Origin of the sequence: Ghiorsea bivora, from assembly GCF_000744415.1 — a bacterium.
In the GTDB taxonomy this organism is placed as follows: Bacteria; Pseudomonadota; Zetaproteobacteria; order Mariprofundales; family Mariprofundaceae; genus Ghiorsea; species Ghiorsea bivora.
Map to the genome: position 1 here is coordinate 233,742 of NZ_JQLW01000008.1, position 14,753 is coordinate 248,494.

Sequence of the window (14,753 nt, forward strand, 5' to 3'; positions counted from 1 at the left end):
TTGATGCGTAAATCTAAATCGCCAGCGCTTCGTCGCTTTGAATCGGATATGCATCGCTTGCTCACCATATTGTTGCAGCGTGATGTTGAAGACCCCATGCTGTTAGGCATTAGTTTGACGCGTTTTGAGTTAAGTGATGCCAATGGTCAAGCTATTGCCTATGTACATAGCATGTTACCCATGGAACAAAAGGAAGCTGTGCGGCGCTTAAATGCTTTGCGCCCGCATTTTATGCACTTGTTGCGTAAAGCTATGCCCAAAAAGCGTATGCCTGATTTGGTGTTCCGTTGGGATGATGCTTTAGATAAAACGCACCAAGTGCTTGATACTATGAAGGGTTTTAAATCTTCATGATTTTGTGTCCAGAGCAAGACTGGGAAGCCGTTGTTACGCAGTTAACTGCTGCCAAACATATTATGTTAACAACACATCGAAGCCCTGATGCTGATGGTATTGGTTCTCAGATTGCTTTGTATCATGTTTTGAAAAACATGGGTAAAGAAGTGACCATGTATAACAGAGATGTGGTACCGAGGATTTGTCGTTACTTGCCCCAATCAGATGCCATACAAATTGGTGAATCACCCGATATGACAGGGATAGACACTGTGGTGGCTCTGGATGCAGGCGCATTTTCCCGTTTGGGTTTTCCTGAAACCTTGTTTGAAAATTGTTGTTTGATGAATATTGACCATCATGCAAGCAACCCATCCTATGCAGACATTAATGTGGTGAATGCGGATTATTGTGCTACAGGGGCGATGATGTTTGATTTGATTCAACACCTGGGTCAGCCACTTTCCAAGCCTAGCGCTATTGCGATGTATGCCGCTGTTTTAACGGATACTGCAAGTTTTCACTTGGACAGGGTGAATGCTGATGTACACAGGATGACAGCCGAATTGATTGAAGCAGGTGCTGAGCCTGCCGTTGCCGCAGACGCGATTTACGATAGCCAGCCCCTGGCAAGACTTACATTATTAACTTTGGCATTACAAAATTTATCGATTGAACATGATGGGCGCTCAGCTTGGATGCATGTGACGCAATCTATGCTGGATGATACGGGTGCGAGAAACGAGGATACTGAAGGTTTTATTGATGTGAGCCGCAGTGTGCAAGGTGTAGAAGTCGTGGTGTTTATTCGCCCTGAAAGTGATACACGTTGGAAGGTAAGTTTCCGTGGCAAAGAAGGGCGTGATGTAGGTGAAGTTGCAGCCAAACTGGGTGGTGGTGGACATCGATATGCATCAGGCTGTGCTGTGTCAGGAAGCCTTGAAGAAGTGTACACTAAAGTAAGAACTGTCGTTGATGATGTTTACGCCAAATGAGCCAAGCTGCGCATCCATGCGGTGTAATTTTCTTAGATAAACCCAAAGGTTGGACTTCGCGCAAGGCAGTCAATCATATTATCCATAGCTTTGCCAAACCCGAACAAAAAAATCGAAAACAACGCCCCAAAGCAGGGCATGCTGGTACCCTAGACCCCTTGGCAACAGGTATGCTCCCTATTTTGATAGGTGAAGCGACACGTTTTGCTTCGATGGGGCTGAATGCAGAAAAAAGTTATATGGTTACACTGGATTTATCTTTTCAAACCAACACCTTAGATTTAGAAGGAGAGGTGTTAGCGCGTTATCTTGATATCAGTATTCAGCAGCAAGCCGTTGAAGAAGTATTGGATACATTTCGTGGTGTGATTCAACAAACACCACCTGCTTTTTCGGCAATTAAAATTGATGGACAAAGAGCACATACATTGGCGAGACAAGGGCAAGATGTGCATATGCAATCACGTGAAGTCGAAATTAAGGCGTTACATTTTGTTGCCTTAGAAGCGAACTTGCTTACGTTGCATGTGGACTGCAGCAAAGGTACATATATTCGTTCCTTGGCGCGAGATATAGGTTTGGCGTTGGGTTGTGGAGGTTGTGTAACCATGTTGCGGCGCACCAGCAGCGGTGGTTGGCCAGAGCAATGTATGGTGACAGTTGAGGAACTGGAAGAAAAAAAAGAAACATGTATTGTCCCGTTGCAAGTGTGGTTGCGAGACTTGCCTGAGCTGGTGCTAAGCGATATAGATGCGAAACGTTTTGTGCAAGGGCAACGTCTGTCATTACAGTTTGATTTGTTAAAGGCTGAGCGTGAAAAGGTGTTATGTCGCGTGACGCATGCTGATGTGATGTTAGGCACAGCGATATATGATGTAGCCAAGCATATATTACAGCCAGAACGTGTAATGCCATCGGCGCAGGAGAAGTTGAAGTGAAGTATATGTTATTAAGCTTGGTGTTTTGCCTGACGCTGGTGGGTGGATACCAAGCCGATACATTGTTGGCAAAAGATTTGAATATAATGCAGGATAAATATAAAATGGAGAAGGTAATGAGTGATAGCAATGTGATAACAATTGAATTGGAAACAGGTACGGTAACCATTGAACTTTACCCTGATGTGGCACCCAAAACAGTAGAGTCATTTAAAAAATTAATTAGCAAAGGTTTTTATAACGGTTTGACTTTCCACCGTGTTATTCCTGGTTTTATGGCGCAAGGTGGCGACCCTGAAGGTACAGGCATGGGTGGTCCAGGTTTTAGCTTAAAAGCTGAGTTTAATGATAAAAAACATGTGCGTGGTACATTGGCTATGGCACGTTCTTCAGACCCTGATTCAGCAGGTAGTCAATTTTATATTTGTTATGGTCCACAACCCCATTTGGATGGCCAATATACTATTTTTGGTCAAGTTACAGACGGTATGGAACTGATTGATGATGTAACCAATGGAACAGTGATGAAAAAACTAAGTATTGTTTCGTCTGGGGAGTAATCACGATGACTGAGCAAGAAATGTTACAAATGTATGAAGATGCAGGTGCATTATTGAATGGACACTTTGTTTTATCCAGCGGGCGACATTCAGCCCGTTATTTGCAATCGGCATTGGTATTGATGCACCCTCGCAATGCCACAGCATTGGCAAAAGAATTGGTAAAAACCATTGATGCAGATGATTATGATATGGTGGTTTCACCAGCCATTGGTGGTTTGGTGATTGGGCAAGAAGTTGCACGTCAACTGAACAAACCTTTTATTTTTACGGAACGCAAAGAAGGCCAAATGCAAATGCGCCGTGGTTTTTCCATCCCTGATGGCGCTAAGCTTTTGGTGGTTGAAGATGTGATTACAACAGGTGGTTCGGTGCGTGAATGTATTGCCGTGGTACGTGAGTTTGGTGGTAACCCTACAACCGTTTTAGCGGTTGTGGATCGAGCACCGCAACAGCAAGGGCGTTTTGATATGCCACACCACACAGTCATCGCTTTGGATGTGGAAACATTTGATACGGATAGTTGTCCGATGTGTAAAGAAGGCACTGAAGCTATAAAACCAGGTAGTCGAGGTAATGGATGAGTAAGGCTGTCGTTCGCTGCTTCCCTTTTGGGGGCGTTGGCGAGTTTGGTAAAAATATGATGGTGTATGCCATTGATGATGAAGCTATCATCGTTGATTGTGGTATGGGTTTTCCAGAACCCAGCATGCATGGTATCAATATTACCATTCCTGATATTGCAGCTTTAGATGAATTAGGTCTTAAAATTCATGGTATTGTTTTAACCCATGGTCACGAGGATCATATTGGTGGTCTTCCCTTTTTATTGCCACGATTAAAACTTCCAGTGTGGGGTACACCGATTACCCTTGCTTTGGTCAAACATAAAATGGATGAAGTGAAGTTTAAACCTGAACTTCACCCACTGCCTGAAGATGGTACATTAACCCAAGTGGGTTCTTTTCAGGTGGAAGCGATTCCAGTAACCCATTCGATTATGGATGCTGTTTCAGTAGCGATTCATACACCTTTGGGTGCGATTATTCATACGGGTGATTTTAAGTTTGATCCTTCACCTTTGGATGGACGCGCCACAGCTTTGCACAGATTTGCCAAACTTGGTGATGATGGTGTGCTGTTGCTTTGTTCAGATTCTACCAATGCTACCCAAAGTGGTAGCAGTGCTAGTGAAGCCAGTGTGGGTGCGCCGCTGAAACAAGCGATTTCACAGTGTTCGGGTAAGGTGATTGTATCAACCTTTTCATCGAATATGTTTCGTATTCAACAAATTATTGATGCGGCATTGGCTTGCGGGCGAAAAATTGCTTTTGCAGGTCGAAGTTTAGAGAAGAATGTTGAAATCACTAAACTTATGGGGCGTTTGAATTTGCCTGATAGTCAGGTGGTTAATGTTAGGGAAACACAAAATATTGCAGACCACGAGTTATTGGTGATTGCCACAGGCTCACAAGGTGAGTGGCGTGCAGCTTTGGCAAGGATTGCGCAAAACCAGTTTCCTGGGCTGCGTATTGGCGCTGGTGATTTGGTGATATTTTCATCCTCTTCTATACCGGGTAATGAGCGGGTGATTGCAGGTTTGTATAATCATATTTATCGTCGTGGTGCACGTATTTTGCATTCGAGGCAAGCACATTTGCACGTGTCAGGACATGCTCAGGCTCATGAGTTAAAAACCATGATTCAGCTTACACGCCCTAAATATATGTATCCCGTACATGGTGAATATCGGAATTTGGTTGAACATCAATATCTTGCTATCGCAACAAATGTGCCCTATGAAAACACGATTATTGCAGAAAATGGACATAGTGTTGTAGTGACAGAAGACGGTATTAAACATGGTCCAGAATTCCTTGCTGGCGCTATTTTTGTTGATGGCTCAGGGCGTGATGAAGTGGACTACGGCGTGGTGAAAGACCGACGTGCCTTGGCTGATGAAGGTATGATTACCGCAGTGGTGTTGATTGACCAACATCAAGGCACTGTGATTGGTCAGCCTGAACTGTTAACACGGGGTGTGCTTAACAATGAAGTGTCAGAAGATGTTTTTGAACAAGCAGCGGCGAGTTTAAGGATTCATTTGCAATCATTTAACCAAGAAACGTTAGCCGATATGGATACCGCTCGCGAAGAAGTGCGTTTATGGGTACGTCGTTGGTGTAAACGTAAACTTGGGCGACGTCCTATGGTTGTGACAACAATTCTGGAGGTTTAACCTTTGAATTTGGATGTGCTAAACCCCAAAAATATTTGGCGTGAATCATTGGCTTTTTTATGGTTGGCTGTGGTGGTGATGTTGGCTTTGGCTTTGTTTAGCTATCAGCCATCCGACCCCTCGCTTAATCATGCAACCGATAAATTTCCTGTAAATATGTTAGGTATGGCAGGTGCTTATGTTAGTGATATATTGATTCAACTTTTGGGTTATAGTGCTTGGTTGCTTATCGCGCTTGGGGTAGTGTTGGCGTTTCGTATTGCAACCCATAAAACCCCAGTTTTGGGTTCATGGACATCCTTATTTTGGTTGCCTTTGTTATTGGCAGTGTCTTCATTGTTATCGGCTTATATTGAAGAAGACCTTTATCCTGCAGGCGCAGGTGGAGCATTGGGTTATTTGTTTGTGCAAAGTTTAACCCCTATACTTTCAGCCCTTGGTCGTGATGTGGTATTGATTGCCATGTTGTTGAGTAGTTTTGTTGCTGCATCGCATATCTCATTGTTAACATTATTGCAGAAAACGATACAAGCTTGTATGTGGTTATTGGCTAGAACGGTTCATTTTGTACAAAGAAGAAAAGATAAAGTCGCCATCAAAGTGAAACAAAGGCAAGAGCGCGAAGAAGGCAGGCAAGCACGTGAAGAGGAAAAGAAAAAACGACCTGTGCATATTGCCCAATCTGAGCCTGAAATTGTACGCCCTGAAGTCGTAGAGATTGCAGCGCGCGTAAAAATTGAAGAACATCAGCCCGAATTGGCGTTGGGTAAACCTGAAGGTCAATTCGTTTTACCACCTTTAAAGCTTTTCAAAGATCATCCAAAATCAGTGAAAACATACAGTGCTGAAGTCTTGCAAGCTATGTCACGCATGTTAGAGAAAAAGTTGCTGGATTACCGCGTCGAAGGGCAGGTTGTGGCTGTGCAGCCAGGGCCTGTGGTGGTGCAGTTTGAATTTGAATTGGCAGCAGGCACCAAGGTATCCAAAGTGATTGCATTGCAAGATGATTTGGCGCGTTCGATGTCTGCCAATAGTGTACGTGTAGCCGGTAATATCCCTGGCAAAAATGCGATTGGTATTGAGCTTCCCAATGAAGAGCGTGAAATGGTGTTTATGCGTGATGTGTTGGCGAGCAAGGCTTTTGCCGATAAAAAACATATTATACCCATGGCATTGGGTGTGGATATTGCAGGGCAACCTGTGGTGGCTGATTTGGCAAAAATGCCGCATTTATTGGTGGCTGGTACCACAGGCTCGGGTAAATCGGTGTCGGTGAATACCATGATTTGCTCTATGCTGATGAAATATACACCCGATGACTTGCGTTTGATTATGGTGGATCCAAAAATGTTGGAATTATCGATGTATGATGATATTCCACACTTGCTCGTACCTGTGGTGACCAACCCGAGTAAGGCAGCTAAAGCATTGGCATGGGCTGTGTATGAGATGGAGCGTAGGTATCGCTTGATGTCTGAGGCAAGGGTGCGGAATATCAGCAGTTATAACAAAGCTGCGAAAACCTTGCGTGATGCAGGTGAAACAGGCGACTTATCTGAACACATGCCATATATTGTGATTCTTATTGATGAGTTGGCAGATTTGATGATGGTGGCAGGCAAAGAAGTGGAGCAATCGATTTGTCGATTGGCACAAAAAGCAAGGGCAGCAGGTTTGCATCTTATTTTGGCTACCCAACGCCCCAGTGTGGATGTGATTACAGGTTTGATTAAGGCGAATTTACCCAGTCGCTTGGCATTTCAGGTGTCTTCAAAAATTGATTCGCGCACTATTCTTGACCAAATGGGTGCAGAGCAATTGCTTGGTCATGGTGATGCCTTGTTTTCAAATTTAGGCCGAGAAATAAACCGTGTACACGGTGCGTTTATCGATGATGATGAAGTGATAAATTTGGTGGCACATTTGAAAGAACAAGGTGAGCCAGAGTATCGTATGGAAGTATTTGCAGTGTCTGCGGATGGCGAAGAAACAGAGCAAGGCGACCCAGATGATGAAAAAGATAGCAAATACAATGAAGCTGCAGATTTGGTCGCAGAAAAAGGTAAATGTTCGGTATCCATGGTGCAGCGCTATTTGCGTATTGGTTATAATCGTGCAAGCCGCATTGTGGAGCAAATGGAACGCGATGGTTTGGTAACTCCTCCTGGTGCAGGCGGTGTGCGTAAGGTTTTATCGCGATCCACGGATGAAGCAGGTTTTGATGTTTAATTTTTTACGTGTTTTTTTTGTTGCGTTATTCATGCTGCAAGCCTGTTTGGTGCAAGCCTCAACACAAAGTAACGCATTAGATAAAGGTTCAGCCTTGGGTGTTGCGCTGGAAAAATTGTCCGTATTACAAGGTTTTTCAGCAGATTTCGAGCAGGTTCTGACGTATGCTGAGGGTGGAAAACGTGTTTATCTGGGGCAGTTGGCTGTGTTGCGCCCCGGTAAGTTTCGTTGGCATTATGTGAAACCTTATGAGCAACTTTATGTGAGTAATGGTGATGGTATTTGGTTGTATGAGCCAGACTTGTTGCAAGCACAAAAGCTACAAGATTTGGGTGATGTCGACCCTATTGTGATGCAACTTCTGGATGGTCGAGTTAGTTTAGATGATGTACAAGTATTGCAGCATGAAAGTTTTGATGATGGGTTATCGAGTTGGCATGTGCGTATTGGAAGAAAAGAACAGCAGGTTGAAGTATGGTTGGGTGTGAAAGCGCAGCAATTGATATGGATTGAGAGTAGGGATATGTTATCTAATCGTAACCGACTTCACTTACAACATATGAAGCAAATACCACCTGCGGCAGAGATATTTGAGTTCACAGCACCTGAGGGTGTGGATGTGATTGGGGCAATAGAATGAAATTAGGTTTAAAAGTGTTGGGTGTTTGTGCCTGTGTATTGATGAATATGCAAAGTGTATCGGCAGCAGCATTGGCACATGATGATTTAACAGCAGTAGGTGCAGGTGCTGCCAATGCTATAGTGGCGGGTGCAGATGATATTTCAGCAGCGCTTTATAACCCTGCTGGATTGGCATGGCAGGAAGGTGTGCAAGCTTTGGTGGGAAGTCAATCCAATAGCCGTGGCATCAGTGGTGGGGCAGCGGGTTCTGGTGATGGTAATATGCGTGATTTGGGCGCGTTTGCGATATCGTGGTTGCCTGAAGGTGGAAGTTGGGGTGTGTCTGGTTCCATTGCAACACCATATATCGCACAAACGAACTGGAATAATCAGTTTACACAGGCTATTGGTCGCACAGATATACAATTTCAACGGTATAGTTTGGACACCTTTTACAGGGTTAATAATACACTTGGCATAGCTGCAGGCTTGGATATTTATGATACGGGCATAAGTTTGGCGAGTAATGCATCTTCATTTGCAGCTTCGGGTTGGAGTAATGTGGGTGGGCATATTGCAACACGTTGGCAGTTTATGCCTTTTTGGATGTTGGGGGTGACTTATCGCCAAGGTACAGATGTATCGGTAAGTAATGGTGTGGGTGATACTTTTGCCATGACTTTGCCTGATGAGCTGAGTATAGCTGTGGCGCATGATTTGCTAGATGATGAAATACGGATTGAGCTTGCTGTGAAACGTAGCACATGGTCGTCTTTACAAGATTTAACAGTAGAAAATAATGGTATAATATTACAATCCTTGCCGACTAACCTTAAAGACACCACGGATACGTCTTTGGGTTTAACGTGGTTTTGGCGAGAGCGTACCCAACTTCGGTTTGGTTACAGCTACCTTCAAGGTGCCAATGACTTGGCTGCTTATCAGCCAGCCATTGCAGATTTAACAGGGCATAAGTTTACAGCAGGTTTTGGTGGAAAGACGTCTGGCATGCATTTGGATGTATCGGCAAGTTATGCGATTTATCCAAAAACTACGGTGACTGGTGTGAATGCAGATAGTTATAAAGATTCATTGCTGACATGGATGTTCACTTTAAGTAAGAAGTTCTAAGGCTATTTTTTTACATGAACATGGGTTTACCGGGGTTGCAACTTTCAGATGTTCAAGTGCCGCTTGCGCATAGACTTCGCCCAAGTTCATTACAAGAAGTGCAAGGACAATTGGCTTGCACAGAACCTTCGGGTTGGTTTGCGCAAAGTGTTGCTGAAGGTAGAGCTATTTCCTGTATTTTTTGGGGGCCGCCGGGCGTGGGGAAAACAACGCTGGCACGCATTATGGCAGAGCATGCCAATATGCCATTTGCCCAACTTTCGGCAGTATCTGCGGGAAAAAAGGAAGTACAAGCTGTGGTGGCGCAAGCCAAACAAACAGGGCGAACTTACCTTTTATTCTTAGATGAGATTCATCGTTTTAATAAAGCGCAGCAAGATGTTTTGCTGCCATATCTTGAAGATGGAACGCTAATATTGGTTGGTGCAACCACTGAAAACCCATCATTTACCTTAAATAACGCCTTATTATCACGTTGTCGCGTGATTGTGCTTAAGGCACTAAGCTGCGAAGCGGTGGCAAGAATTTTAAGCCACGGGATGACTGCGTTGCAAGATACGTCGCCTAAATTTGTCATGGATGAAGATGCCTTGTTATGGTTAGCACAAGCGGCAGATGGTGATGCGCGTTATGCCTTAAATGCTTTGGAAGCGATTTATGATGCGGGTAAAGATAAACACTGGATGTTGGCTGATGTTGAAAAACAGTGGCAGCGTAAACAAGCCAAATATGACCGTGATGGGGATAGTCATTATGACTTGATTTCTGCATTGCATAAGTCGATTCGTAGCTCGGATGCAGATGCTGCTGTGTATTGGTTGGCGCGTATGCTTGAAGGTGGTGAAGAGCCACTGTATTTAGCGCGGCGTTTGATTCGCATGGCAACAGAAGATATTGGTTTGGCGGACCCCAAAGCTTTAACTTTAGCTTTGGATGCGCAACGCATGTATGAAATAGTGGGTTCACCAGAAGGGGAGCAGGGTTTGTTTGAAGTGACCATTTATTTGGCATTGGCTCCCAAAAGTAATGCTGCTTATATGGCTGAAAAAGCAGCCCGAAGATTGGCCAAAGAAACCCAACATTTAGATGTACCTACACACCTCAAAAATGCACCAACCAAACTGATGAAAAAGATTGGACATGGCGAGGGTTATCAGTATGCACATTATGAATCTGATGCGGTGGTGAGTCAAAAACATTTCCCTGATACGATGGATGAGGTATGTTTGTTTGAACCTGTGGCGCGTGGTTTCGAAAAAACGCTAGCAGAGCGCAAGGCTTGGTTGCAAGCTAGGCGCGATGAAAAACGGAAGGGGTAAGGTTATATGTTAAAACAAGTTGCTGCTATTGCTCTGGGTGCATCCATGGGTGCGGTATGCCGCTGGTGGGTGGTCTTACTTATGCAACGCTGGTTTGGCACAGCTTATCCATGGGCAACCTTGTTGGTGAATGCCGCAGGTAGTTTTGTACTTGGATTTTTGGTGATTTGGTTTTTGGATAAAACTCATTTGAGTGACTTGTTACGTTTATTGTTAACGGTTGGTTTCTTAGGTTCATTCACGACCTTTTCTACATTTTCAGTTGAAACTGTACGTTTGATAGAGCTAGGTTCAATTGGTGAAAGCCTTGTGCATACGGTAGGTTCAGTCGTTCTTTGTATTACCATGGCATGGTTGGGTATGTTGTTGGCAAAGGCATAAATAGAAACATTCGGCTTTGATACATTTTAGGTTTTCAGCATGACGTTGGGAGGGAATATGCAGGAAGGACGATTAGCATCTCAGTTTGAACTTACATTAGCATCCTATGTACGAAAATTACTTGGCATTTCGATTGTGATTGTGGTTGGTTTTTGCATTTATCACGCCATGGAAGGGAAAAAAGCGCAAGCGATAGTCGAGGCGATAATGGTTGTTGCTTATAGCATTGCATTGGTTGTTGTTCGTGATTCCCGCAATGTGAAATATGTGATGCATGTGATTATGGGAGTAGGGCTACTGGGTTTACTGTTAAATATGCGAGAAGAAACCAATGCGGCAATGTGGTTGGGTACACTGATTGTTGCAGCTTTTGCTTTGTTTGAAAAGAAACAAGGCATGTATTGGGTTATTATCGTGAATGTGAGTGTGTTTATCTATATGCTCATGGATAGTTTGCGTGAAGTGCCTGCATACCCTTTATACTTTTCGGCTAATGTTGTGTTAAGCTGCTTATGGTTAAGTATGATTGCATTTTTTGCCTATCGGAATTCGAGAGAGCAACATGAGTGGACGTTGGAAGAAGAAACCGAGCGCGAGCGAAAGGCTATGGCGAAAACCTTAGCTGGCGGTATGGCACATGTGATGAATAATGAAATGTTGGCTATTGTTGGTCGGCTCGAATGCCTTCAGTTTCGCTTAAATCGTAAAGAAGATGCCAATGAATTAGAAGAAATTATTGAGTTGGCGATGAAAGTTAGTGAACATGGTAACCGTTTGGCGCTGTATGCACAGCCAGGCCATGAGCAAAAGCAGCGTATTCATTTGTATGATATATGTATGGCTGTGGTTAAACAATATGGAAAAAGTTTACCTCGTGAGATTGAAATTAAACTCAAACAACCCGAGTTTTTTATGCAATGTTTTGGTGATGAAGTGCAAATCGCACAAGCTTTGGCGCAAACTATAGAGAATGCAAAAGATGCCATTGCTGAGCGTTGGAAACAGCGTGGGCGGGTAAACCATGGTCATATTGCAATTTCGTTTCAACAAGAATCTATTGAGCGAGGTAGGGACAATACCTTGCAACCAGGGCAATATGTATTGATAACCATTGCTGATGATGGTTGGGGTGTTCCAGAAGATATGCAGGATAAAATTTTCAAACCGTTTTCAACTTCAAAACTTGCTGGGCGAGGTTTGGGGCTTGCCGTGGTACAAAGTATTGTACAACGCCATGGTGGGCAAGTGAGTTTTGAGAGTGATGTGGGCAAGGGGAGTTTGTTTCATATTTGGTTGCCTATGGATTCAGGTACTGCGTCGAGTTTGAAATCGGCGGTTTCAAGTTCCAAATGACCTGCTTCTGTCGGTGGAGTTAACACTCATAACGTTTGTGATAGTTATTGTTGTATTCGGAATACCACAGCTAATGAATAACTCCCATCATTTAAGGGTAGAGCATTTAAGTTTGTTAAGCCCTTTCTTGCAGCGCGGTCTAGCGTGGCATAACCTGTGGAGGCAAGCATGGTCACTTGTTTGATGCTTTGCTTGTTAATATCGAGCTTAAACTCAGCTTTGCCTTGTAAACCTCGTCGCCTAGCTTGTTTGGGATACTGAATATGGCTTAAAATGACCTGTTGTACACGATGGGGCACAGGTATGACTTGTACTGTATTGGTGCTCTTGTGTTGTGGGTTATTTTCTCTTTTTTCTTGTTGCTTCGGAGCTATGTTAGTAGCTTTTTTTGCGATAGATGTGTGGTGTATGTTTCTACTTTCTTGAGGTGTAGCAAATACAGGTGTGATTTTTTCTTTCTTGTGTTGTGTTGCTTCCTGCGCTGTGTTTTGCGCTTGTTGTGGCAAAATAATGACTTGTATGGGTGAGGCTTTTGAAGTTTCGTTTTGTTTGGTGTGTGGATGAATATATAAAAAAATAAGGCTATGCACACCCAAGGCGACACATAGTGCCAACCCAAGTGAAACATAGCCTTGTTTATACATTAGAGGTTCGCGTTAACACCAAGATAGGTTGTTCTTCCTGCAACCGCATAACCTGATACTTCTTCATAGACACGGTCTTGTAAGTTTTCAGCCCTAAAGTTCACTTTCCAAATGTTATTCACAGTATAACTCATACGTAAATCTGTTTTGTTATACGCATCAAGAGTTTGGGTGTTTGCACCATCAGAGAAACGTTTACCAACAACTTGGTATTGTACTTCTGCATGAAGCCCTGAAACATCAGTGCCCAGCGTGATACTACCTGAATCTTGCGCTCTGCGTGCTAACCATAGACCAGTCGTATCATCAGTTGCATCCAAAGTTGTCCAGTTGGCGCGAATAAAACCAAGTGTATGACGAACGCTTGCGCTTAACTCTGTGCCTTTGGTTGTAGCTTCACCAACATTACTTGGGCTATAAAAGAAGTTGGCATCGGGTGCCCACACAATCAAATCTTTATAGCGTGTGTTGAAATAAACCACGCCAATATTATAACTTAATACATCAGCTTGAACCTTATAGTTCAAACCAATATCCCAACCTTTGCTGGTTTCAGGTTTAAGGTTTGCATTACCCGCAGAAAATGCAGATGCAGGATAATACAAATCATTGATGGATGGTGCTTTAAAACCCGTGCCGTAGTTGGCGCTCACACTAAACGTTTCATTGGCATGAAACACACTGCCAAGTTTATAGGTGCTTTGGTTGCTGCTCACAGAGTTTTTATCATAACGAACAGATGCATTGATATCAATACGATCAAAGTTGTTGGCAAAGGATGCAAATAGCGCTTGTTGTGTCATTGTTTCATCAAAACCAGCGCTGGTGCTTTTACCATTGTCTTTGTGAACATCTAAACCAAACAATACCGATGTTGTGTTGAGGTCGAGATGATTTTGCCAAGTCAGTTGGTCAATTGTAGTTTTAAAATCAGAGTTGTTAAAAGAGCCTGGTGCAGGGTCGGTGCCGACCACATCATCGGTAGAACGCGATACTTGCAATGTGCTCTCAAAAGTATCTGAAAATGGATATACAACTTTAACGCTGCTTACATTTTGTTTGGTTTTTTGGGTGTAATTTAATATGTCACCAAGGTCAAAAGCGAAGGTGTTAGAATTAAATACAAAACCATCCAAATCGGTTGTGCCTGTCACATTGCGCACACTTAGTGCAATATCAGCATCACCAGCTTGAAAACCAACACGCCCTGATAATGTGGTGCGTTTGTAAGGATCAGCTTCTGTACCCACAGCCGCCACTGAAAAACCATCTGTGCTTAAAGTGTCCGCTGATAATGCGTAAGTTACACCGTTATCCGTACCACCTTGCACAGATACGCCACCTGATTTGGTGCCATATGTTCCTGCTTCTGCAAACACTTGTGTTTGCAGACCTTTTTTGCCCGAACGGGTGAAAATTTGAATCACACCTGCCATGGCATCCGCACCATAAAGTGAAGACTGTGCGCCGCGCACAATTTCAATACGCTCAATATCAGCTGTTGAAATATTTGCCCAATCAAAGCTACCAAGTGTAACAGAACCAACGCGTACACCATCAATCAAGACCAATGTATGACCGCTATTGCCACCGCGAAGGAATACGGAAGTGCTTTTACCCAAACCACCATTGGAAGCCACATCAATGCCCGCTTGTGTGCGTAAAATATCAGCGACTGTGTTTGCTTGTGATGCTTCAATGTCTTCTCTTGAAATGACTGTAGTATCAGCACTTACATTGGCTGGGTTTTCAGCAATACGTCCAGCTGTCACCACCAAGGGTGATAAGCCATCTGCATGTGCAGATACAGACATCACTTGTGATGCTAAGACACCGATAAGTGCTGTTTGTTTTAATGTTTTTATGTTGAAGGGGTTCAATGTTTTCTCCATTTGCGCCCGCCGCGCATGTTCATGTTTGCGGTTAAGACCAGTTGGAGAGTTGAGGTGATAGAAAGCCGTTTGAAAGATGCAAAACAGAAGACCACCGACCTGCCTCCCACCGAGA

General features: G+C 43.7%; 14 protein-coding genes. 12 read left to right on the top strand and 2 right to left on the bottom strand.

Features of this window, described 5'->3' with window-relative positions; genetic code table 11:
- Positions 1-3 precede the first annotated feature (3 nt).
- From DM09_RS07060 to DM09_RS07115, 12 genes are read left to right on the top strand one after another with little or no spacing between them, the layout of a single operon-like run.
- Positions 4-354, top strand: a complete 351-nt coding sequence (locus DM09_RS07060; protein ID WP_038249076.1) for a ribosome-binding factor A — start codon at positions 4-6, stop codon at positions 352-354.
- Positions 351-1,331, top strand: coding sequence for a DHH family phosphoesterase (locus tag DM09_RS07065; protein WP_038249079.1), 981 nt, complete (start codon positions 351-353; stop codon positions 1,329-1,331). The genes DM09_RS07060 and DM09_RS07065 overlap by 4 nt, the downstream gene beginning before the upstream one ends.
- Positions 1,328-2,269: a tRNA pseudouridine(55) synthase TruB gene (gene truB, locus DM09_RS07070; protein ID WP_038249081.1), complete on the top strand. Its 942-nt coding sequence runs from the start codon at positions 1,328-1,330 to the stop codon at positions 2,267-2,269. The genes DM09_RS07065 and truB overlap by 4 nt, the downstream gene beginning before the upstream one ends.
- Positions 2,270-2,274: 5 nt before the next feature.
- A complete protein-coding gene (locus tag DM09_RS07075; protein WP_051938282.1) occupies positions 2,275-2,829 on the top strand; it encodes a peptidylprolyl isomerase in 555 nt (184 codons plus the stop codon).
- Positions 2,830-2,834: 5 nt separating this feature from the next.
- Entirely contained in the window at positions 2,835-3,413 is a 579-nt protein-coding gene (gene pyrE, locus DM09_RS07080) for an orotate phosphoribosyltransferase (protein WP_038249085.1), read from the top strand.
- Positions 3,410-5,068 (top strand): ribonuclease J, encoded by a 1,659-nt coding sequence (locus DM09_RS07085; protein WP_038249087.1) that lies wholly within the window; start codon positions 3,410-3,412, stop codon positions 5,066-5,068. The genes pyrE and DM09_RS07085 overlap by 4 nt, the downstream gene beginning before the upstream one ends.
- 3 nt (positions 5,069-5,071) lie before the next feature.
- Entirely contained in the window at positions 5,072-7,297 is a 2,226-nt protein-coding gene (locus DM09_RS07090; RefSeq protein ID WP_232507780.1) for a DNA translocase FtsK, read from the top strand.
- Positions 7,290-7,937: a LolA family protein gene (locus tag DM09_RS07095; RefSeq protein ID WP_038249090.1), complete on the top strand. Its 648-nt coding sequence runs from the start codon at positions 7,290-7,292 to the stop codon at positions 7,935-7,937. The genes DM09_RS07090 and DM09_RS07095 overlap by 8 nt, the downstream gene beginning before the upstream one ends.
- Positions 7,934-9,049: an OmpP1/FadL family transporter gene (locus DM09_RS07100; protein ID WP_038249093.1), complete on the top strand. Its 1,116-nt coding sequence runs from the start codon at positions 7,934-7,936 to the stop codon at positions 9,047-9,049. Before DM09_RS07095 ends, DM09_RS07100 begins: the two co-directional genes overlap by 4 nt.
- 14 nt (positions 9,050-9,063) lie before the next feature.
- Positions 9,064-10,368 (top strand): replication-associated recombination protein A, encoded by a 1,305-nt coding sequence (locus DM09_RS07105; RefSeq protein WP_038249095.1) that lies wholly within the window; start codon positions 9,064-9,066, stop codon positions 10,366-10,368.
- A gap of 6 nt (positions 10,369-10,374) precedes the next feature.
- Positions 10,375-10,749, top strand: coding sequence for a fluoride efflux transporter CrcB (gene crcB, locus DM09_RS07110; RefSeq protein WP_038249098.1), 375 nt, complete (start codon positions 10,375-10,377; stop codon positions 10,747-10,749).
- A 39-nt stretch (positions 10,750-10,788) separates the two neighbouring features.
- Positions 10,789-12,102 carry a sensor histidine kinase gene (locus DM09_RS07115; RefSeq protein WP_038249100.1) on the top strand — a complete coding sequence of 438 codons (1,314 nt, stop codon included), beginning with the start codon at positions 10,789-10,791 and terminating at the stop codon, positions 12,100-12,102.
- Positions 12,103-12,146: 44 nt separating this feature from the next.
- Here the strand turns inward: DM09_RS07115 and DM09_RS07120 are convergent, their stop codons facing one another.
- Together DM09_RS07120 and DM09_RS07125 are read right to left on the bottom strand one after the other, a co-directional pair.
- Complete coding sequence (locus DM09_RS07120; protein WP_038249103.1) at positions 12,147-12,746, bottom strand: TonB family protein; 600 nt, start codon at positions 12,744-12,746, stop codon at positions 12,147-12,149.
- Positions 12,746-14,638 carry a TonB-dependent receptor domain-containing protein gene (locus tag DM09_RS07125; RefSeq protein WP_038249105.1) on the bottom strand — a complete coding sequence of 631 codons (1,893 nt, stop codon included), beginning with the start codon at positions 14,636-14,638 and terminating at the stop codon, positions 12,746-12,748. Before DM09_RS07125 ends, DM09_RS07120 begins: the two co-directional genes overlap by 1 nt.
- Positions 14,639-14,753: the final 115 nt, after the last annotated feature.

Bases quoted from the DNA above. Each gene is read 5' to 3' on its own strand.
- DM09_RS07075 (WP_051938282.1), top strand. From the start codon at position 2,275: ATGTTATTAAGCTTGGTGTTTTGCCTGACGCTGGTGGGTGGATACCAA.
- DM09_RS07115 (WP_038249100.1), top strand. From the start codon at position 10,789: ATGACGTTGGGAGGGAATATGCAGGAAGGACGATTAGCATCTCAGTTT.
- crcB (WP_038249098.1), top strand. From the start codon at position 10,375: ATGTTAAAACAAGTTGCTGCTATTGCTCTGGGTGCATCCATGGGTGCG.
- DM09_RS07125 (WP_038249105.1), bottom strand. From the start codon at position 14,638: ATGGAGAAAACATTGAACCCCTTCAACATAAAAACATTAAAACAAACA.
- pyrE (WP_038249085.1), top strand. From the start codon at position 2,835: ATGACTGAGCAAGAAATGTTACAAATGTATGAAGATGCAGGTGCATTA.
- DM09_RS07095 (WP_038249090.1), top strand. From the start codon at position 7,290: ATGTTTAATTTTTTACGTGTTTTTTTTGTTGCGTTATTCATGCTGCAA.
- DM09_RS07065 (WP_038249079.1), top strand. From the start codon at position 351: ATGATTTTGTGTCCAGAGCAAGACTGGGAAGCCGTTGTTACGCAGTTA.
- DM09_RS07085 (WP_038249087.1), top strand. From the start codon at position 3,410: ATGAGTAAGGCTGTCGTTCGCTGCTTCCCTTTTGGGGGCGTTGGCGAG.
- DM09_RS07100 (WP_038249093.1), top strand. From the start codon at position 7,934: ATGAAATTAGGTTTAAAAGTGTTGGGTGTTTGTGCCTGTGTATTGATG.
- DM09_RS07105 (WP_038249095.1), top strand. From the start codon at position 9,064: ATGAACATGGGTTTACCGGGGTTGCAACTTTCAGATGTTCAAGTGCCG.
- DM09_RS07060 (WP_038249076.1), top strand. From the start codon at position 4: ATGCGTAAATCTAAATCGCCAGCGCTTCGTCGCTTTGAATCGGATATG.
- DM09_RS07120 (WP_038249103.1), bottom strand. From the start codon at position 12,746: ATGTATAAACAAGGCTATGTTTCACTTGGGTTGGCACTATGTGTCGCC.
- truB (WP_038249081.1), top strand. From the start codon at position 1,328: ATGAGCCAAGCTGCGCATCCATGCGGTGTAATTTTCTTAGATAAACCC.